The 20,298-nt window shown below is 75.6% G+C and carries 11 protein-coding genes; 5 read left to right on the plus strand and 6 right to left on the minus strand.

Features of this window, described 5'->3' with window-relative positions; all coding sequences use genetic code 11:
• Positions 1-1,013 (plus strand): DMT family transporter (locus tag VGB14_21125; protein ID HEX9995434.1); only part of this gene is annotated, 1,013 nt, incomplete at its 5' end.
• Here the strand turns inward: VGB14_21125 and VGB14_21130 are convergent.
• Complete coding sequence (locus VGB14_21130) at positions 993-1,934, minus strand: D-2-hydroxyacid dehydrogenase (protein HEX9995435.1); 942 nt, start codon at positions 1,932-1,934, stop codon at positions 993-995. The genes VGB14_21125 and VGB14_21130 overlap by 21 nt on opposite strands.
• A gap of 48 nt (positions 1,935-1,982) precedes the next feature.
• Here VGB14_21130 and VGB14_21135 point away from each other — a divergent pair, with 48 nt between their 5' ends.
• Positions 1,983-2,630, plus strand: coding sequence for a class I SAM-dependent methyltransferase (locus tag VGB14_21135; protein HEX9995436.1), 648 nt, complete (start codon positions 1,983-1,985; stop codon positions 2,628-2,630).
• 1 nt (position 2,631) lies between these two features.
• The gene (locus tag VGB14_21140) at positions 2,632-3,549 is read left to right on the plus strand and encodes a branched-chain amino acid transaminase (GenBank protein HEX9995437.1); all 918 of its coding nucleotides are present in this window, start codon (positions 2,632-2,634) and stop codon (positions 3,547-3,549) included.
• A gap of 39 nt (positions 3,550-3,588) precedes the next feature.
• Here VGB14_21140 and ilvD read toward each other — a convergent pair whose 3' ends face one another.
• Both ilvD and VGB14_21150 read right to left on the minus strand, forming a co-directional pair.
• The gene (gene ilvD, locus VGB14_21145) at positions 3,589-5,271 is read right to left on the minus strand and encodes a dihydroxy-acid dehydratase (GenBank protein HEX9995438.1); all 1,683 of its coding nucleotides are present in this window, start codon (positions 5,269-5,271) and stop codon (positions 3,589-3,591) included.
• 10 nt (positions 5,272-5,281) lie between these two features.
• On the minus strand, positions 5,282-5,821 hold the full coding sequence (locus VGB14_21150) for a helix-turn-helix domain-containing protein (GenBank protein HEX9995439.1): 540 nt from the start codon (positions 5,819-5,821) through the stop codon (positions 5,282-5,284).
• A gap of 55 nt (positions 5,822-5,876) precedes the next feature.
• On the opposite strand from VGB14_21150, the gene VGB14_21155 reads away from it, so the two are divergent.
• Together VGB14_21155 and VGB14_21160 are read left to right on the plus strand one after the other, a co-directional pair.
• Positions 5,877-7,127, plus strand: a complete 1,251-nt coding sequence (locus VGB14_21155) for an MFS transporter (protein HEX9995440.1) — start codon at positions 5,877-5,879, stop codon at positions 7,125-7,127.
• A gap of 54 nt (positions 7,128-7,181) precedes the next feature.
• Complete coding sequence (locus VGB14_21160) at positions 7,182-8,456, plus strand: MATE family efflux transporter (protein ID HEX9995441.1); 1,275 nt, start codon at positions 7,182-7,184, stop codon at positions 8,454-8,456.
• Here VGB14_21160 and VGB14_21165 read toward each other — a convergent pair whose 3' ends face one another.
• The 3 genes from VGB14_21165 to VGB14_21175 form a co-directional block, all read right to left on the minus strand.
• Entirely contained in the window at positions 8,457-9,146 is a 690-nt protein-coding gene (locus tag VGB14_21165; protein ID HEX9995442.1) for a hypothetical protein, read from the minus strand.
• Between the two features lie 4 nt (positions 9,147-9,150).
• Complete coding sequence (locus VGB14_21170) at positions 9,151-18,981, minus strand: RHS repeat-associated core domain-containing protein (protein HEX9995443.1); 9,831 nt, start codon at positions 18,979-18,981, stop codon at positions 9,151-9,153.
• A gap of 78 nt (positions 18,982-19,059) precedes the next feature.
• Entirely contained in the window at positions 19,060-20,289 is a 1,230-nt protein-coding gene (locus tag VGB14_21175) for a GNAT family N-acetyltransferase (protein HEX9995444.1), read from the minus strand.
• Between the last annotated feature and the right edge of the window lie 9 nt (positions 20,290-20,298).

Raw genomic sequence — 20,298 nt, forward strand, 5'->3', positions numbered from 1 at the left:
GGGCGTCCGATCGCCCCGGCGCCCCCGCCGGTGAGGACGACGAGCCGGAAGTCGGGGGCCGGGTCGGCCCGGCCCTCCTCCTGCTCCTCGTCTCCGTGCCGCTCACCGCGGCCGGCAACCTGATCGCCGGGCGCTACGCCCTCGACAGCTTCTCCCCCGCCGAGGCCAACACCCTCCGCTACGCCATCGCCCTCGCCATCCTCGCCCCCCTGCTCGGCCGCTGGCCGAAGCCGACCCGGCGGGAGCTGCCCCTGCTCGTGGCCACCGGCGGGCTCGGCATCTGCGTCTACAACATCCTCTTCTTCGCCGCCCTGGAGATCATCCCGGCCTCCGAGGCCGGGCTGCTCGAGATGACCATCCCCGCCGCCTCCCTCCTCCTCGCCTGGGCGTTCCTGCGCGAGCGGGTGGCGGTCCGGCAGGTGGCCGGCATCGTCGTGAGCTGGCTCGGGACGATCTGGCTGCTCCAGATCCTGCCGGCGTCCGCGGCCGGGGCGAAGAGCTCGGACACCTGGCGCGGCGAGCTGCTGATGCTCGCCGGCGTGGCCTGCTTCGCCGTGTACGCCATCGTCAGCAAGTTCGCCATGCGGCGCCTGCCGCCGCCGGCCGTGGCCGGCTGGAGCTGCCTGTTCGGCGTCGTGCCGCTGGCCGCCGTCGCCGTGCCCGCCTTCGTCGCCGACCCCGACGTGCTGACCGACGCGTCCCTCGCCAGCTGGCTCGGGATCGCCTACGGCGCCGTCGTCGGCTTCGTGTTCAACATCATCGCCTGGTACCACTGCTTCCGCCGGGTCGGCGTGGCCAGGACGAACGTGTTCCTCTACCTCGTCCCGATCTTCGGCGCCGTGCTGGCCGTGCCGATCTTCGACGAGTCGCTGACCGCCTGGCAGGTCTTCGGGGCCGGCGTCACCCTCGTCGGCGTGGTGCTCGCCACCACCCAGGCCCGGCGCCGGGCCCTGCCCCGGGCCGACCCGCTCGCCGCCGCGCCCGTCGCCTCCTCAACCGGCGGCCGGGGATGACCGGTCGACGGCGTTGCGGGGCGGCCGCCCGGCCCGCACCAGGGCGACGTTCTCGGCGGCCAGGGCGGCCAGGTCGGCGGCCTCGCCCGGATAGGCGAAGGCGGTGTGGGGCGTGACCCACAGGCCGTCGACGTCCCAGAGCGGGCTGTCCGCCGGCAGCGGCTCCTCGTCGTGCACGTCGAGCAGCGCGCCCCGCAGGCGCCCCGCCCGCAGGGCGGCGACCAGCGCGTCCGTGTCGAGCAGGGACGCCCGGCCCACGTTGACGACGGCCGCGCCCTCCGGCAGGGCGGCGACCACCGCCGGGCCGACCAGCCCGCGGGTCTCCTCGGTGGCCGGCGCGGCGAGCACGAGGTGGTCGGCGAGCGGCGCCACCGCGGCCAGGTCGCCCGGCCCGACGACCTCGTCGGCGAGCGGCGACGGCCGGGCGCTGCGGGTGACGGCCACCACCCGCACGTCGAAGGCCCTGGCCCGCCCGGCCACCTCCCGCCCGACGTGGCCGAGCCCGACGAGCACCATCGTCGTGCCGGCCACCAGCCGGGCCGAGGCCAGCCGCCACTCCCGCGCCGCCTGCCGGCGCCACAGGCCGGGCCCGTCCTTCGACAGGGCGAGCACGCCCATCCACGCGAACTCGGCCACCGCCCTGGCCGGCACCGTGCCGGCGTGGGCGACGGCCAGGCCGGGGGGCACGACCTCCCCGTCCAGCTGGTCGGTGCCGGCGCTCGTCAGCTGGAGCAGGCGCAGGCGCGGGCAGCGGGCCGGGAGCCCGGGCCGGAACGTGTTGGCCACCACGACCTCGACGGCGTCGGGATCGGGCGGGTCGTCGCCCGACCCGACGGCGACGACCTCGTCACCGGGGCACCTCCTCGCCAGCTCGGCGCGGAGGTCCTCACCCAGGCGGGTGTGGACGACGCAGATCCTCATGCCCGCCGGCAACCTAGCGGACCCATGTGTGCAGGAGGGGATGACCACGTGACCATCGCACCGACGGTGCTGGAGGTGCTCGCCGGGCTCGAGGAGCGCTCCCGGCGGGAGCGCCCCGAGCTCGACGCGCTGAACGCCCAGGGGGCGGGCGCCACGCGCGCCGCCGCGCCCCGCCTGATGCTCGACGTCGGCCCCGACGTCGGCCGCCTCCTGAACCTGACGGCCCGCCTCCTCGGCGCCCGCCGCATCCTGGAGATCGGCGGGTCGACGGGCTACTCGACCGTGTGGCTGGCCGAGGCGGCCGCCGCCACCGGCGGGCTCGTCACCTCGGTCGAGCTCGACCCGGAGAAGTCCAAGGAGCAGCGCCGCCACCTCGAGGCGGCCGGCCTGCTCGACCACGTCGAGCTCCTCGTGGGCGACGCCCACGAGCTGTGCGCCGACCTCGAGCCGGGCGTCGACCTCGTGCTCATCGACCACTGGAAGGACGTGTACGTCCGGGAGTTCGACCTGGTGTGGCCGAAGGTGCGCACCGGTGGCGTGGTCGTGGCCGACAACATCCTCCAGCCCGAGGCGACCATCGCCCAGATGCAGGCCTACGTGGCCCACGTGCGGGCGGCGCAGGGCGCGCTGTCCTACACGATCGACGTGGGCGACGGCGTGGAGATGACCCTTCGGACCGAGCCGGCGGGAGGCTGAGGTGATCGAGCCGGTCGACATCGTCTGGGTGGACGGCGAGCTGGGGTCGATGGACCGCAGCCGGGTCAGCCTGCTGACCCACACCATGCACTACGGCTTCGGCGTGTTCGACGGCCTGCGCTCCTACCGCCAGGACAGCGGCGACGTGATGCTGTTCCGGGCGCTCGAGCACATGGAGCGGGTCGTGCGCTCGGCCGAGGGCATCTCGATCCCGGTCGCCTACGACGCCGACGCGCTGGTCGAGGCGGCCCAGGCCGTGCTGCGGGCCAACGAGCTGGACGACGCCTACGTGCGGCCGCTCGTCTACGTGGGCGAGCCGAACATCATCTTCAGCCACTGGCTGAACAGCGTCCACGTGGCGATGATCGCCTTCCCGTGGACGGGGTACTCGGACCGCAACCGGGAGCGGGGGTCGTCGGCCAAGATCGCCCCGTGGCCCCGGCCGAAGGCGCTGGCCGACCTCTACAAGTTCAAGGCCTGTGGCCACTACCTGCTGAACGTGACCGCCTTCTCGGAGGCCCAGCGCAGCGGGTTCGGGCAGGCGATCTTCGTGGACGAGGACGGCGCCGTGTGCGAGGCGACCGGCGAGAACGTGTTCGTCGTGAAGGACGGCGCGGTGGCCACCCCGCCGTCGTCCCGGTCGATCCTGCCCGGCATCACGAGGGACACGGTGCTGACCCTGGCCCGGGACCTCGGCCACGAGGCCGTCGAGCGGGACCTGGTCGTCGACGACCTGCTCGGCGCCGACGAGGTGTTCACCACCGGCACCGCCTCCGAGCTGCTGCCCCTGCCGAAGATCGAGGACCGGGTGATCGGCGACGGGACGATGGGGCCGGTGACGGCGGCCATCCAGCAGCGGTTCTCCGACGCCGTGCGGGGCCGGGAGCCGGCCTACGCCGACTGGCTCACCAAGGTCTGACGCCGCTCGTGGCGGCGGACCCACGGCCGCCCGCCGCCGTCACGCCAGCGTGACCGCCCCCCGGTCGGCGCCGGCGGCCAGCCGGGCGTACTTGGCCAGCACCCCGCTCGTGTAGCGGGGCGGCGGCGGCGCCCACCCCTCGCGGCGCCGCGCCAGCTCGGCCGGGTCGACCAGCACGTCGATGGTCCTGGCGTCGACGTCGATCACGATCCGGTCGCCGTCGCGCACGAACGCGATCGGCCCGCCGTCGACGGCCTCGGGGGCCACGTGGCCGATGCAGAACCCGTGGGTGCCGCCCGAGAAGCGGCCGTCGGTGACGAGGGCGGCGTCCGCGCCCCGGCCGGCGCCCTTCATCGCCCCGGTCACGGCCAGCATCTCCCGCATCCCGGGGCCGCCCTTCGGCCCCTCGTGGCGGATGACGACCACGTCGCCGGGCCGGATCTCGCCGCCGAGGATGGCGGCCATGGCGCCGTCCTCGCCGTCGAACACCCGGGCCCGGCCGTCGAAGCGGCTGACGTCGATGCCGGCCACCTTCACGACCGCGCCGTTCGGGGCCAGGGACCCGGTGAGCACGGCGATGCCGCCGATCGGGTGGATGGCGTCGGCCAGCTCCCGCACCACCCGGCCGTCGGGGGCCGGCGGGTCGAGGGCGGCGAGGTTCTCGGCCACGGTGCGGCCGGTGACGGTCAGGCAGTCGCCGTGGAGCAGGCCGGCGTCGAGCAGCTCCCGCATCACGACCGGCACGCCGCCCACCTCGTCGAGGTCGCTCATGTGGTACTTGCCGTGGGGCTTGGTGTCGCAGATGTGCGGGACCCGGCGGCCGACCCGGTTGAAGTCCTCGAGCTCGAGGTCGACCCTGGCCTCGGCGGCCAGGGCCAGCAGGTGGAGCACGGCGTTGGTCGACCCGCCCACCGCCATCGTGACGGCGATGGCGTTCTCGAAGGCCTCCCTCGTCAGGATGCGCCGGGGGGTGATGCCCTCCTCGAGGAGGTGGACGACGGCCTCGCCGCTCGCCCTCGCCACCTCCTCCCTGCGGGGGTCGACGGCCGGCGGGCTGGCGCTGCCCGGGAGGGCGAGGCCGATGGCCTCGGCCACCGACGCCATCGTGTTGGCCGTGAACATGCCGGCGCAGGAGCCCTCGGTGGGGCAGGCGTTGCGCTCGATGGCGTCGAGCTCCTCGCGGTCGATGGTGCCGGCCGCGTACGCGCCGACGGCCTCGAACACGCTGACGATGTCGAGCGCCCGCCCGTCGAGGTGGCCGGGGAGGATCGACCCGCCGTAGACGAACACCGAGGGCAGGTCGAGGCGGGCGCCGGCCATCATCATCCCGGGGAGCGACTTGTCGCAGCCGGCGAAGGTGACCAGCCCGTCGAGGCGCTCGGCGTGGGCGACGGTCTCGACCGAGTCGGCGATGACCTCCCGGCTGACGAGCGACGCCCGCATGCCCTCGTGGCCCATCGAGATGCCGTCGCTGATGGCGATCGTCGTGAACTCGAGCGGGTAGCCGCCGGCCGCCCGCACCCCCTCCTTGGCCCGCCCGGCGAGACGGGCGAGGGGCAGGTTGCACGGGGTCAGCTCGTTCCACGACGAGCACACGCCGACCTGGGCGCGCTCCCAGTCGTCGTCGCCCATGCCGACGGCCCGCAGCATCGCCCTGGCCGGGGCCCGCTCGAACCCGTCGGTCACCTCGCCACTGCGGATCTTGACCCGGCGCGCTCCCATCGCCCGCAGGCTAGGGCCGGCGGTGGACGCCGAGCAGCAGGCCGAGGGGCTCGCCGTCCGGGTCGGGCGGCCGCTCGGCGAACTCGTGCACGACGTCGAACACCCGCTCGCGCAGCTCGGCCAGGTGCTCGGCGTTCAGGCGGAGGCCCAACCGGGTCAGGCCCCTCGACGCGCCGGGGCCGGCCTGGAACACCTCCTCCCGGTAGGCGTCGATCATGGCCAGCTCGCCGGCGAAGGACTCGTCGGGCGGGAAGTGCTCGACCGACAGCCGCCAGGACTTCCCCGTCGACCGGTAGGGCTTCTCCCGTGCCCCCCTGGCGCCGGTCCGCACCGCCTCGACCCGCAGGAAGCCGGTGTCGACGAGCGTGCGCACGTGGTGGAGGACGGTCGCCGGGTCCCGCCCGAGCCGCTCGGCCAGCTCCTTGTTCGTGAGCGACTCGTCCTGGCAGAGGCGCAGGATGCGGAGCCGCAGCGGATGGGCCATGGCCCGCAGCTCCGCGGTGGTGGCCGGGGTGCGGCCCGGCGGCCCGACCGGCAGGGGGAGTGACATCGGTCGCCAGTGTAAGTGATTGACAACTCCCAATCACTCACCCAGACTGGCCGCCGTGACCTCGCTCGGCCCCGACTATCGCCGGTTCTGGACGGCGTCGGCACTGTCGAACCTCGCGGACGGGGTCTTCCAGGTCGCCCTCCCCCTGCTCGCCGTCCGCCTCACCCACTCGCCGGCGCTCATCGCCGGCGTGGCCTTCGCCAACCGGCTGCCCTGGCTGCTGTTCGCCCTCCAGGCCGGCGCCCTGGCCGACCGCCTCGACCGGCGGCGGACGATGTTCAACGTCGACCTCGTCCGCGTCGTGCTGATCGGCGGGCTCGCCGCGCTCACGGCCGCCGGCGCCGAGCACCTGTGGGCCCTCTACGCCGTCGCCCTCGCCCTCGGGGTGGGCGAGACCCTGTTCGACACGGCCGCCCAGTCGGTCATGCCGAGCGTCGTCGACCGCGACCAGCTGAGCAGGGCGAACGGCCGGCTCTACGCCGTCGAGCTGACCATGAACCAGTTCGTCGGCCCGCCCCTCGGCGGCGTGCTGGCCGCGGCCGCGGTCGCCCTCGCCTTCGCCACCAGCGCGTCGGCCTACCTGCTCGCCGCCGTCGCGCTCGCCCTCGTCTCCGGCTCGTTCAAGCCAGTGCGGACCGGCCCGCGCACCACCCTGCGCACCGACATCGCCGAGGGGCTGCGCTACCTGTTCGGCCACCGCCTGCTGCGGACCCTCGCCATCATGGTCGGGGTCATGAACCTGGCCAGCACGGCCACGTTCTCGGTCTTCCCGCTGTTCGCCATCGAGCCGGGGCCGATGGGCCTGTCCGAGCTGGGCTTCGGCGTGATCCTCACGGCCACGGCCGCCGGCAGCCTGCTCGGCTCGCTGTGCACGGCCCGCCTGGAGCGGGCCATGGGCCGCCACCGGCTCCTCATGCTCACGATCGTGCTGAGCGGGCCGACCCTCGCCCTGACGGCGACGGCCAACGTGCCCCTCGTCCTGCTCGGCGGCGTGCTGATGGGCTTCGGGGTCGTGATGTGGAACGTGGTGACCGTGTCGCTGCGCCAGCGGGTCGCCCCCGACCACCTCCTCGGCCGGGTGAACGCCGGCTACCGGCTGCTGGCCTGGGGGACGATGCCGGTCGGCGCCTTCCTCGGCGGCCTCCTCGGCGAGCTCGTCGGCCTGCGGGCCACGTTCGTGATCGCCGGCGGGGGGTGCGCCCTGCTGCTCTTCCTGAAGCCGTTCGTCACCGACGAGGCCATGGAGGCGGCCGAGCGGGAGGCCGAGGAGCGGGCGGCGTCCGAGCCGGCGCCGGCCGCCCCCTAGCCTCCGGCCATCCTCCGCCGCTCGCCCCACGACCGGGAGATCCTCCGCCTCGGCGTGCCCGCGCTCGGCGCGCTCGTGGCCGAGCCGCTCTACGTGCTGGCCGACACGGCCGTCGTCGGCCACCTCGGCACGCCGGAGCTCGGCGGCCTGGCCGTCGCCACCAGCGTCATCCTCACCGGCTACGCGGTGTTCATCTTCCTGGCCTACGGGACGACGGCGGCCGTCTCCCGCCTGCTCGGGGCCGGCGACGAGCGGGCCGCCGCCGGCCAGGCCGTGCAGTCGCTGTGGCTGGCGGCCGGCATCGGGGCCGTGCTGGCGGCGGCCGGCTTCGTCGCCGCGCCCGCCCTGGTCGACGCGCTGGGCGCCGACGGCGCCGTCCGCGGCCACGCCCTGCTCTACCTGCGGGTCAGCCTCCCCGGCGTGCCCGCCCTCCTGCTGACCCTGGCCGGCGTCGGCTACCTGCGCGGCCTCCAGGACACCCGCACCCCGCTCGCCGTGGCCGCGGCGTCGGCGGCCGGGAACCTCGTCCTCGAGCTGGTGCTGATCTACGGGCTCGGCTACGGCATCGGGGCGTCGGCGCTGGCCACGGTCGTGGCCCAGTGGGGCGCGGCGGCCGTCTACGTGGTGCGCATCGCCGCCGCCGTCCGGCGCCTCGACGTGGGCCTCCGCCCCGACGGGCGGGCCATCGCCCGCCTGGCCGCCGTGGGCGGGGCGCTCCTCGTCCGCACCGCCGCGCTGCGGGCCTCCCTCACGGTGGCGACCGCGGTCGCCACCCGCCTCGGGCCCACCGACGTGGCGGCCCACGCCATCGCCTTCGAGCTGTGGAACCTGCTCGCCCTGGTCCTCGACGCCGTCGCCATCGCCGGCCAGGCCATCACCGGGCGGCTGCTCGGCGCCGGCGCCGTCGCCGAGGCGAGGGCCGCCGGCCGGCGGATGATCGAGTGGGGGGTGATGTCGGGGGTGGTGCTCGGCGCCGCCGTCGTCGCCCTCCGCCCGCTGCTGCCCGGCGTGTTCACCGACGACCCGGCCGTCACCGCCCTGGCCGGGTTCCTGCTGTGGTGGGTGGCGGCCATGCAGCCGGTCAACGGGGTGGTGTTCGTGCTCGACGGCATCCTCATCGGCGCCGGCGACCTCCGCTTCCTCGCCGTCGCCATGCTCGGCGCCGCCGCCCTCTTCGTCCCGGCCGCGCTCGCCGTCGCCACGGCCGGCGCCGGCATCGGCTGGCTGTGGGCCGCGCTCGGGCTGCTCATGCTGGCCCGCCTGGCCGTGCTCGGCGCCCGCTTCGCCACCCCGGCGTGGTCGGTGCCCGGCGCCGTCCGGGCCGCCTGACTACGCGACCGGGTCGGCGCGGACCACGTGGGCGGCGACGAGCTCGCCGTCGCGTCCGCCCTCGCGCCGGGCCGCCGTGGCGACGGCGGTCTGCGGCCCGAGCGGGGTGACCACGGTGTGCTCGACGGCCCCGTCGTCGAAGGTGAGCCGGACCGTGTAGCGCACCGGTCGGGGCGGCCCGCCCCGCTCGCTCGCCGCCAGCCCCCACCTGGCGGGGTCGAGGTGGGCGCCGACCAGGTCGGCGCCCAGCTCCTGCACGTCGGGGTCGTCGTGCGAGGCTGCGGCGGCCAGGACGACCTCGAGGGTCGCGAGGTCGCCGAGCTCGACGAGCAGGTTCGCCAGGTGCTGATACCCCTCGTAGGCGAACCCGTCGATGACCTCCTCGACGGCCGACGGCAGGCGGATCGCCAGCTCCCTACGGGGGAACGTGCGGATCACGTCGGCGGCGAGGACGGCGGCCGTGAGCGGCCCGTCGAGGTCGAGCACGATCTCGGGGAGCAGGTCGGCCTTCTGCCTCGGTGAACGGGCGGCGAGCAGCACCAGCGCGGCGACCGAGTGGCCGCGGAGCATCGCCCGCAGCCACGTGGTCGCCCTGGCGTCGCCGACCACGGGCCCGGTGGCGTCGTACCAGGCCCGGGTGGCGGCGATGAGCGCCGCCACCTCGGGCTGGTCCTGGACGTCGTCGGTCACCTGCTCACTTGGGCGTCTTGCCGTAGTAGAGCCAGCCGAGGCCGGCGTAGAGCGACGAGAACTCCTCGATCGACATCCGCCTGGTCGTGTAGATCGTGTGGTGGCTGAGCGGCGCAGGGCCACCGTAGTCGGCGCCGTCCGCGACGACGGCGAGCCCGGGGGGCACCCGCGACCCGCCGGGCAGCCACCACGCGTGGGAGTTCTTCCAGAACACGGCCAGGTCCTCGAACTTGGCGAACGTGGAGGCGCCGTAGTGCTGGCCGGTCTCCTCGTTCTTCTGGCCGGGGCAGATCTGCCCGTCCTGGTCGGGCTTCACGTCCGTGCCCGGGCGCGGCGGCCTCGGGCGGGTCGCGTTGCCGCCGGCGTACAGCGTCGTCGGCGTGACGCCGCCTCCACCGCCGTCGCTGTCGTCCGGCGCCGGCTCGGGGCAGTCGTCGTTGCCGTCGGGCGGCGGCGGGATGGGCGGGACGACCGGGTCGGGCGCGGGGCCGGGACCGGGGCCGGGGTTGGGGTTCGGCGCCGGGCCGGGACCGGGCGCGGGCCCGGGGCCGGGGCCGGGGTTGGGCCCTGGGCCGGGGTTCGGCCCCGGTCTCGGTCCTGGACCGGGCGCGGGTGCGGGCGCCGGCGCCGGTGCCGGCTCCGGCTCGGGCGCCGGCGGGGCGTCCGGGTCGGTGTCGGGCGGTGCGGGCGCCGGGCAGTAGACGGCGCAGAGGATGGCCAGCGCGGCCGCGACCGCGAGCAGCAGCGCCCGGACCCGGTAGCCGGTGTAGGCGGCCGCCGGCGCCGTCCGCACCGTCGTGTTCTGCGTCACCAGCGAGTACTCGGCGACGAACATGCCGCTCGGGTCGGTCCACGTCGTCGGGTTGCCGGCGACGTAGCCGTACGGGTTGTAGCCGGCCACGCCGGGGGCGCCGGGCCGCACCGGGTCGACCGAGAGGAACCGGCCCGTGCCCGTCTCCAGGTCGCGGGCGCCGAGGTGGACGCGACCGCCCTCCTGGAGCCCGCCGGCGAAGCCGAGGGCCGGCGCCGTCCCCGTCGACGTGCGGACCGAGCCGAACGGCGAGTACGACCGCCGCCCGGCGACGGCGCCGCTGCCGTCGGTGACGGCCCTGACCGAGCCGACGGCGTCGGTCAGCAGGGTCGCCGTCTGGGAGCCGGTGACCGCCGCCACCGGGCCGGACGGCCCGTGGACGAAGGCCGCCGACCCCTCGGACAGCAGCGCCGGGGTGTCGGCCAGGCGGTCCCACACCAGCGCGTCGCCGCCGTCGGCCACCCGCACCCCGTCGCCGTCGCTGGCGTAGGTGGTGGTGCCCGTCGGCGCGGCGACGCGGGTGAGGTCGCCCCGCCAGTCCCACGTGTAGGTGCTCGACCCGTCGGACGTGAGGTTGCCGGCCCCGTCGTAGGTCCTGGCCGTCCCGGCCACGTCGACGAGCTGGGACGCGGCGTCGTAGCCGTAGGTCACGGTCGGCGTGCCGGTCAGGGTCGACCTCGTCCGGTTCCCGGCGGCGTCGTAGCCGTAGGTGGCGGTGGTCCCGCCGGGGAACGTGACGGCCGTCAGCCGGTCGGCGGCGTCGATCGTGTAGCTCTCGGTGCCGGCGCTCGAGGTGACCGCCGTCCGGTTGCCCTCGGCGTCGAGGGTGTACTGGAAGAAGTCGAGGACGGTCGTCCCCCGCCGGTGCTCGACCCTGGTGAGCCGGCCGGCCACGTCGTAGGACCGGGAGGTCGCCACCCCGTTGGAGTGGCTCTCGGTGAGGACCCGCCCGTCGCCGTCGTAGGTGTAGGAGGAGGTCGCCCCGTTCCAGGCGGCGACCGTGCGGACCCGGTCGGCGGCGTCGTAGCCGTAGTTCACGGTGCCGGACGGCTGGCGCATCCACTCGCGCCGGCCGGCGGCGTCGTAGCCGTAGGCGACGGTGCCGCCGGGGGCGGCCACCTCGGTGACGCGCCCGACCTCGTCGTACCCGAACGTCGTCGTGCCGGTGCCGTCGGTCATCGACGTGCGCCGGCCGAGCTCGTCATAGGTCGCCGTGACCGAGCCGAACGGCGACGACTCGCCGATCGGGTTGCCGGCGGCGTCGTAGGTGAACGTGGTCGTGATCCCCCGCCCGTCGGTGGCCGTGGCCAGCCGGCCGGCGAGGTCGTGGCTCCAGCGCCGCGTCCGGCCCACCGGGTCGCGCTCCTCGACGGGCGCGCCGAGCGGGCCGTACGTGGTCGTCCAGGACTGGCCGTTGGCGTCGGTCAGGCGGGTCCGCTGGCCGGCCAGGTCGTAGCCGAAGCGCACGGCGTGGCCGAGCGGGTCGGTGACCGAGGCGATCCGGCCGACGGGGTCGTAGGCGTAGTCGGTGTCCTGGCCGCGGGCGTCGGTGACGGTCACGGTCCGGCCGGCGGCGTCGTAGGACGTCGCCGAGCGGTTCCCGAGCTCGTCGGTGACGGCGGTGAGCAGGTTCCGGGGGTCGTAGGCGTAGGTGGTGGTGACCCCGGCCGCCGACGTCGCCGACGTGACCCGCCCGGCCGCGTCGTAGGCCTGGGTCCGCTCCTGGCCGAGCCCGTCGGCCACGCCGACGATCCGCCCGGCCGCGTCGTAGCGGTAGGTGGTCGTGTGGCCGAGCGGGTCGGTGACCGTGGAGAGCCGGCCGGCGGCGTCGTAGGCCCGCGTCGTCGACCCGCCGTCGGCCGCGACGGTCTCGACCAGGCGCCCGGCGGCGTCGTACGCCGACCGCGTGACGCTGCCGTCGGCGGCGGTGAGCGCCGTGACCCGCCCGGCCGGGTCGTGGGCGTAGCCGGTCGTGGCGCCGCCCGGGTCGGTCACCGAGGTGACGAGCCCGCGCCGGTCGTAGCCGTAGGCCGTCGTGCGGCCCAGCGGGTCGGTGGCCGCGAGGAGCAGCCCCGCGGCGTCGTACTCCCACGACGACACCCCGCCGCCCGCGTCCGTGGACGAGGCCTGGCGCCCGGCGGCGTCGTAGGTCCAGGTGGTGGTGCGGCCGACGGCGTCGGTCATCGACACCAGCCGGCCGGCGCCGTCGTAGGCGTAGGTCGTCTCCCGGCCGTCGGCGGCCGTGGCGCCGACGAGGTTGCCGTTGCCGTCGTAGGCGTAGGTCGTCACCTCGGCGAGCGGGTCGGTGTACCGCACGAGGCGGCCGGCGCCGTCGTAGCCGAACTTCGAGGCGTGCCCGGCCTGGTCGGTCTGCTCGAGGAGCCGGCCGAACTGGTCGTACGTGAACGCGACGCCGTGGCCCAGCGCGTCGGTGACGGAGAGCAGGTTGCCGGCCTCGTCCCACGTGCTCGACGTGACGCCGCCGGTCGGGTCGGTCTCGGTGAGGACCCGGCCGAGCGGGTCGTAGGTGTAGCGGGTCGTGCCGCCGAGCGGGTCGCGCTCGGAGAGCACGCGGCCGGCGGCGTCGAAGGTCCACGTCGTCGTCCGGCCGGTCCGGTCGGTGGCGCTCGTCCGGTTGCCGCGGTCGTCGTAGCCGTACGTCTCGGCGTGGCCGTCGGCGTCGGTGATCGACGCCAGGGTGCCGTCGTCGTTCCAGCGGTAGCGGGTGACGTTGCCGGCCGGGTCGGTCCAGGTGAGGATCTCGCCGAAGGCGGAGTAGGTGATCCTCGTCGTGCGACCCTCGGCGTCGCTGACGCTCGTCAGGTTCCCGCTGCCGTCGTAGGTGCCCCGCGACGTGTGGCCGGCGGGGTCGGTGCGCGATGTCACCCGGTCCTCGTCGTCCCAGGTCCAGGTCGTGGTGTCGACCACGCCGTCGTGGGCCTGCTCCTGGCGGACCGGGTTGCCGCGGTCGTCGAAGGTGGTGATCGTCGTGAGCCGGGACTCGGCGTCGGTGACGACCTCCTGGCGGCCGGCGACGTCGACGGCGACGGCGGTGCGGTTGCCCTCCCCGTCCACGACGGCGGCGAGCCGGCCGTCGTCGTCGTACTCGAGCGTGCGGTAGGGCCGCCCGCCGGCGTCGATGCTCGTCAGCAGGTGGCCCGGCGCGTACCCGAAGGTGGCCGGGTCGCCGTTCTGGTCGACGACCCGCACGAGGTCGCCGGCCGCGTCGTAGGTGTAGCCGACGGTGCTGCCGTCGGGCCCCTCGACGGTCGTGATGCGGCCCTGGGCGTCGCGGATGAAGCGGACCGACGGCCCCGCGGACGACACGATGCCGGCGTCGGTGAACGTCGTCGTCGTGCCGGCCCGGTCGAGGGCCCGCAGCAGGCCGTCGCCCATGTCGAGCAGGTACTCGGTGCCGAAGCGGTCGGTGAGCACGAACCGGGTCGGGTCGTACAGGCCGTCGGTGCCGAAGAAGCCGCCGTAGAGGTTGCCGTCGCCGCTGAACCACAGCGAGCCGTCGGCCGCCTCCAGGGTCGACGTCGTGCCCGGGCGGCCGGTGAACTCCGCCTGGGTGAGGCCGGCGAGGAACGTCGAGCCCCTGGCCGGCGTGAGGTCGAAGACCTCGTTGCGGCCGTCGGGCCAGGTGACGCTCACGTAGTGGGGCCGGTCGCTGCTGAAGCACAGCGGGACGAAGATGAGCCCGCCGCCGCACTGGCGCATCGACCACCCGCCCTGCCCGAGCGGGCCGTTGGTCGCCACCCGGAACGAGGCGACCGACAGGGTCCAGCCGGCGCCGAAGTCGCCGACGGCGGTGTCGAAGGAGTCGTAGGTGCGCAGCACCCGGAGGGGCAGGCCGGCGATGGCGACGGCCATGTCCTCGAACGTGGTCGTGTAGCGGCCGAGCTTGAGCTGGCCGTCGACCACGAACGGCGAGACGGTGACGGAGATGCCGCCGTTGGACGAGGCCGACTCGACGACGAGCTCCCAGCCGCCGTTGGCCAGCACCGTCGGGTCGACGGTGGCGGCCACGTCGGGGCCGGTGCCCGAGGCCAGCTCGCGCACGTCGTCGGTGCCGGTGCGCCGGACGCCGACGGTCCACGAGACGACGGTGGCGCCGGCCGGCGGGGTCAGGGTGGCGGCCACCGGGGTCGGGGCCGAGAGGATGGTGCCGGCCGGCGGCTCGAGGCCGCCGACGGTCGGGGCCGGCAGGCCGTTCCCGCCGCCGCCACCGCTGCCCCCGCCGGGGACGCGGAGGGCGACGACGGTGACGTCGGCCTCCTCGTTCGTGTGCGGGTCGTCGGTCAGGATGGGCTGGAGCTCGGCGGACGTGATGCGGCCCTGGGCGGCCAGGCTGGTGACGCCGGCCGGGAGCGGGTCGGCCACCTTCGCCTCGAACGTGACCGTGAACGAGCTGTCGGCCACGAGCGTGCCCGCCGCCACCTCGACGACCTCGTCGCCGAGGGCGCCGCCCTGCACGACCGACCCTCGGGTGGTCGTGACCGACCCGATGACGAGGGTCGACGCGGGGTCGAGGGGCACGGCCAGGTCGACGGCGGTGGCGCCGACGGTGCCGAGGTTCGACACGGCCGCGGTGTAGCGGAGGGTGTCGCCCGGCGAGGGCATGCCGTCGCCGCCGACGTCGCGGACGAGCGACGCCGAGAGCGTGCCGCTGAGCGCCGGCCGGGGCACGACCACGCGGGTGGTCGTGGGGTCGGCGCTGCCGGCGACGCCCGGGTCGTCGGTGCGGACGGCGTCGAGCTCGGTGCTGGTGACCGAGCCCTGGACGGACAGGACGGCGACCCCGTCGGGCAGCGGGTCGTCGATCACGACGTCCCACGCCAGCGTGGCGGCCGCGCCGGCGCCGACGGTGCCGACGTCGACGACGACCTCGTCGCCGGTGCCGGTGCGCACCGAGCCGGTCGAGGTCGTGACCGAGCCGGGGACGAGCGCGGTGTTGCGGTCGACCGGCGCGGTCAGGACGACGCCGGTGAGCGGGCTGCCGCCCCGGTTGGTGACGGTCGCCTCGTAGCGGATGGTGTCGCCCGGCGTGACGAGGCCGTTGCCGTCGCCGTCGGTCCGCAGGACGTCGCGCAGGCTGGCGGCGAGGCCGGGCGGGGTCGACACGACGGTCTCGGCCGTCGCGCCGGACGGGCCGTAGGCGTTGCCGGCGCCGTCCCGCCACGTCGCCTCGGCCCGGTTGTGGAGGGTCCCACCGGTGGACGAGGCGGGCACGTCGTAGGTGGCGGTGTGGTCGGAGACCTGGGCCGGGGCCAGCGCGCCGGGCACGCCGGCCACCGGGAGGGTCGTGCCGTCCACCCGGTCGGTGAAGGCCAGCTGCTCGGCGGGGGTCGAGCCCTGGTTGGCCAGGCGGAGGTCCCACGTGAGGTGGTCGCCGGGCCCGGCCGCGGCCGGGCCGGTGGCCGTGACCCGCACGGCGGGGACGTGGCGGGTGGAGCGGTCGGCGACCTGCGGCGAGATCAGCAGGCCGACCCCGCCCGTCGCCCTGGCCACGGCGGTGGCGAACAGGGCCGCGTCGTCGGCGGCGAGGAGGCGGGCGACGTAGGCGTCGTCGGTCTCGCCGTCGCCCTTCGGGGCCAGGGTCGGCACCTCGTAGGCGCGGTCCTCGGTGGCCGAGGCGCCGGGCGCCAGCGTGCCGAGGTCGAGCACGGCCGGGTCGCCGGTCGGGGTGGTCATCGTGACCGTGACGTCGTCGACGTCGCCGGACAGGGCGCGGAGCGCGTCGACGAAGTCGGCGCTGTAGCGGTACAGGGTCCGCAGCTGGGTGCCGGGCGCCGTCCAGCCGAGCTCGACGTGGGTGCGGATGCCGTCGGTGCGGGCCGGGTCGAGCAGGAGGTCGACCTGCTCGGGGGTCAGCGCGACGAGGGCCTGGTAGCCCCACGTGGCGAGGCCGCCGGGCTGGACGACGGTGCCGACCACCCGGTCGCCGGAGGCGGCGTAGGCGACGCCGGTCGCCGCGTTCGGGCGGGTGCTCAGGTCGAGCCCGTCGGCCGTCCCCGACAGGTGCTGCCACGTGCCGTCGGTGGCCGAGCGGCGCTCGACGGCCAGCGAGAACGAGTCGATCGTGGCCGCCGCCGTGTCCACGTCCTCGGCGCCGAACAGGCCGGGCACGACGAGCAGGGCGCCGTCGTTCGTCGCCGTCAGGCGGTAGCCGATCGGGTCGCCGGCGAAGACGTCGTCGGCGTCGGCCTCGAGGCCGAGGCCGAGCTCGGGGACGAGCAGCGGGCCGGCGACGACGCTGTCGGGCCGGCCGCAGGCCGCGCCCCTGATGGTGACGTCGCCGCCGGTCAGGTCGACGCGGTCGCCGACGATGCCGCAGTAGAAGCGGTTGGAGCTGCCCGACACCTCGATCTCGCCGCGCTCGGCGAACAGCACGCCGAGGAACCGGGAGGTGGAGGCGGCGACGTCGATGGCCCGGTCGCCGGTGGCGCCGGACAGGAACAGCAGCCCGTCGTGGTACGGGTCGAACGCCGGCCGGGAGCCGTCGACGGTGATGGCGCCGGTGGCGGCGAGCGTGATGCGCCCGCCGACGGCCGACCCGTTGACCTTCACGGCGCAGGGGACGTAGTAGACGCCGGCCGCGAGGACCTGGTCGACCACGTGCCACAGCCCGCCGGCGCAGCGCGACGACATGTCGTGGTAGGCGGCGCCCACCTCGCCGGCCACCGGCCCGCCGGGGGCGTAGTCGGCCACGTCGAACCGGAACGGCAGGTCGCCGGCCGGCCCGCGGACGGCGCGCGGCACGAAGATGTGGCGGTCCTCGATCGAGGCCGTGCCCACGTAGGTGGTCGTGCCCCTGACGGTCTTGGTGGAGCCGAGCACCCGCAGGTCGCGGTTGGAGTGCACGGCGCCCTCGATGGTCCCGCTCGCGCCCGACCACTCGAAGGTGCGGGGCGCGGTGCGGCTGTTGGCCCACACGGCGACGGGCTCCTGCACGGCCAGCTGGGCGACGGTCGTGGTGGCCTCGCCGCCGTCGTCGTCGGCCAGGGTCACGGTGACCGTGAACGTGCCGTGCTCGTCGAACACGTGGGAGCCGAAGAAGCCGCCCCAGCCCGAGCCGTCGGCGGTGACCGGGACGTCCTCGGCCGCCGTGCCGTCGCCCCAGTCGATGGTGGCGGCGTGGGTGTCGAGCCAGCCGGCGTCGGTGAACGAGGCGTTCACGACGGTGACGCCGCCGGCGTAGCCGCTGCTGGCCTCGGCCTGCACGGCGGGGTCGACGTTCTCGACCGTCACGACGACGCGGTCGCTGTCGGTCAGGCCGAAGCCGTTGGTGACGGTCACCTCGAAGGTGTAGACGCCGTCGTCGGACGCGAGGAACGACGGCCGCGCGCTCGTGGTCGACGACAGGGTGATCGGCGGGCCGTCGCCGTCGACCAAGGTCCACCGGTAGGCCAGCGGGGCGCTGCCGGCGCCGAGGACGGCGCACGTCGTGACCGAGCCCTCGCCGCCTGCGTCCTCGCCGGTGACGGTGAGGCACAGCTCGTGGTCGCCCGGGGGCAGGTCGGGCAGCGGGATGCGGAGGTCGGCGCCGGCCGGGCCCTCGAAGGGCGGCGGCGGCGTCATGTGGGGCGCGAGGTCGAGCGGGTCGCCCCCGTCGACGGTGAGCGTCGCCCCGGTGAGACGGCTGCCGATGACCGCCTGGAGGATGTCCGGCAGGTTGCCGACGTCGGGCACGTTCGTGCACGTGCCGCCGGTGCGGGCGGCGATGTCGGCCAGCTTGGAGCCGACCCGCCCGCCGGTGCACGACGAGCCGGCGCCGATGGCGAAGGCGTGGAACGTGGTCGGGTTGGTGCAGGGCAGGACGGTCGTGACGGCCGCGCCCTCGGTGGCCTCGCCGTCGGACAGGAACACGGCCAGGCGGTTGTCGGCGATGCTGCCGGCCAGGGTGTCGCACGCCGCCCTCGCCGCCGCCGAGAAGTTGGTCCCGCCGCCGGCCCGCAGGGCTCGCAGGCCCTCGGTGAGGTCGGGCACGCCGTCGGCGTCGGCGTCGGCGCCCGGCGCGATCAGCACCGAGGTGGCCGACGTCGGGTTCAGGTCGCGGGCCGAGGCGCCCGACGAGAACGACACCAGGCCGACCTGGGCCACGGTGCCGGCGGCCACGACGTCCTGGTGGAGCTCGAGGGCGGCCGCGATCTCGCAGTCGATGATCCGGTTCGAGAGCCGGTCGCCGTTCTGGTCGCCGCCGCAGCCGCCGGTGAAGTCGGCGCTGCCCGAGACGTCGACCACGTAGACGATGGCCGTGTCGGCGGCCGGCGGGCCCTCCCCGATGGCCGCCTGGGCGGCGATGACCGGCCCGTCGTCGCCCGACGCCAGGCCGTTGATGCCGGCCGACAGCGCGGTGCCGCCGGGCAGGTTGGCCGTCGCCTCGGTCGGCTCCAGCACGGCCGGGCTCGGGTCGATCGACCCGCTGCCGTCGAGGGTGACGGCGCTGCCCTCGGGCACCGCCTGGTCGGCGCCGGCCCTGGCCACCGGGTTGCGGCCGACGGTGGGCGGCGGGGGCTCCTCGGGCGGCGGGGGCGGCGGCTCGGGCGCGATGCCGCCCCTGAACTCGAAGACGTTGTCGTCGTAGTCGCGGTCGCCGCCGCCGAACAGGTCCTCGAACCCGACGCGGGCCAGGCCCTCGCCGAGGATCTCGACGGCGGCGTGGGCGAGCCCGTCGGGGTTCCGGTCGGCCGGCCCCATGCGGTACTCGTGGCCCTCGACCCTGATCCCGAAGACCAGCTCGTCGCCGGACGTGAACGGGCCGAGGGTCACGGTCCTCCCGACGTCCCGGTTCGTCGAGATGAAGACCTCCTGGGGCTCGAGGAGCCACAGCTGCGAGGTCAGCCCGGCCGATGCCGGCAGGACCTCGACCTCGACCATGTCGCCGGTGGCGTACAGCTGCGCACCGATGACGCGTTCGGCGGCCTGTGCCGGCACCTGCGGCACGAGCACGGCCACCGCCGCCGCCAACGTGGCCGCGACGACGAGGACGGCGACGCGCGCGCGCCCGAAGGCTTTCGACATGTGTGGACTCCCCCCCAGGAACCGAAGCGCCGGACCGTAGTCGGGCGCTCACGCGGGGAGCAAGGAATTGTTTCCCTTTCAGAACCCCGTGTCGCAGAAGGGCAGGGGGTCGGTGGCGAAGAGCGCGTCCGCGGTGGCGACCGCGCCCGGGGACCGCTCCTCGACCAGGCCGGCCCGGCGGAGCACGGCGAAGCGGGCGCCGCCGAGGTAGGCGCTGCCGAGGTCGCCGGCCGCCAGCACGAGGTCGGGGTCGGCGTCGGTGCGGGCGCACTCGGCGCCGTCGGGGCCGCCGTCGAGGCGGAAGCGGCCGCCGGCCTCGGGCCGGAACGGGTCGACCACCTCGAGCACGAGCGACCCGTGCGTGCCGTAGCGGCGGGCCGCCAGCGCGGCCGGCACGTCCACGAGGCAGGCCCACAGCCAGTCGACGATCCCCGTCACCCGCCAGGCCCGGTGGTCGGCCAGGCGCCAGGCGATCGGGTCGTCGAGGGGCCGGGCGTGGGACCGCACGACGTTGGCGAGGTCGACGTCGAGCAGGAAGCGCCAGAGGGCGGCGTCGACCTCGGGGTCGAGCGCGTACACGCCGACCGGGCGGACCTGGCTGCGGTTGGCGACCTCGTCCCAGTCCTCCTTGAACCGGTACGACACGAAGCCGTCGGCCACCCCGTCGTCGGACTCGTGGACGGCGACGAACCGGCCGCTCGCGCCGCCCCGGTACGCCTCCGGGTCCTTCAGCCACAGCTCCCAGTAGCGGTCGCTGCGGGTGACCGACCCGTGGCGCCGCCGGCGGAACGCGTCGTAGAGCGCGGGGACCAGCTTGGCCGCCTCCTCCCGGCCGACGAGGCGCACCCGCCCGCCGACGGCCGGCGGCCGGCGGAACGCCGACCGGGTCTTGTCGACCTCGACGATGGCCGCCGCGCTGGCCACGCCGTAGCCGAAGCGGCGGTAGATGGTGCCCTCCGAAGCGGTGAGGATGGCCACCGGCTCGCCCCGCTCGGCCACGTCGGCCAGCTGGTGGGCCATCATCTGCGTGAGGATCCCCTGGCGGCGGTGGGTGGGCACCACCGCCACCCAGCTCACGCCGCAGGCCGGCACGGTGCGGGCGCCGGGGACGGTCAGCTCGAAGGTGTAGGCGCCGGCGGTGCCCACGATCTGGCCGGCCTCGAACACGGCGATCGACCGGTCGGGCTCGAACAGCGCGCCGTACCGGGCGAGCGCGTCGGCGTCGGGCACGGAGCCGAAGGCGACGCCCTCGGCGAGGAAGAAGTCGTCGGCCTCGTCGGCGGTGACGGGCCGGAGCTGGCGGTCCACGCCGCCGGT

It is taken from the genome of Acidimicrobiales bacterium, assembly GCA_036399815.1.
Taxonomy (GTDB): domain Bacteria; phylum Actinomycetota; class Acidimicrobiia; order Acidimicrobiales; family DASWMK01; genus DASWMK01.

Excerpts from the sequence above, each read along its gene's own strand:
- VGB14_21170 (HEX9995443.1), bottom strand. The coding sequence starts at position 18,981 with ATGTCGAAAGCCTTCGGGCGCGCGCGCGTCGCCGTCCTCGTCGTCGCG.
- VGB14_21130 (HEX9995435.1), bottom strand. The coding sequence starts at position 1,934 with ATGAGGATCTGCGTCGTCCACACCCGCCTGGGTGAGGACCTCCGCGCC.
- VGB14_21150 (HEX9995439.1), bottom strand. The coding sequence starts at position 5,821 with ATGTCACTCCCCCTGCCGGTCGGGCCGCCGGGCCGCACCCCGGCCACC.
- ilvD (HEX9995438.1), bottom strand. The coding sequence starts at position 5,271 with ATGGGAGCGCGCCGGGTCAAGATCCGCAGTGGCGAGGTGACCGACGGG.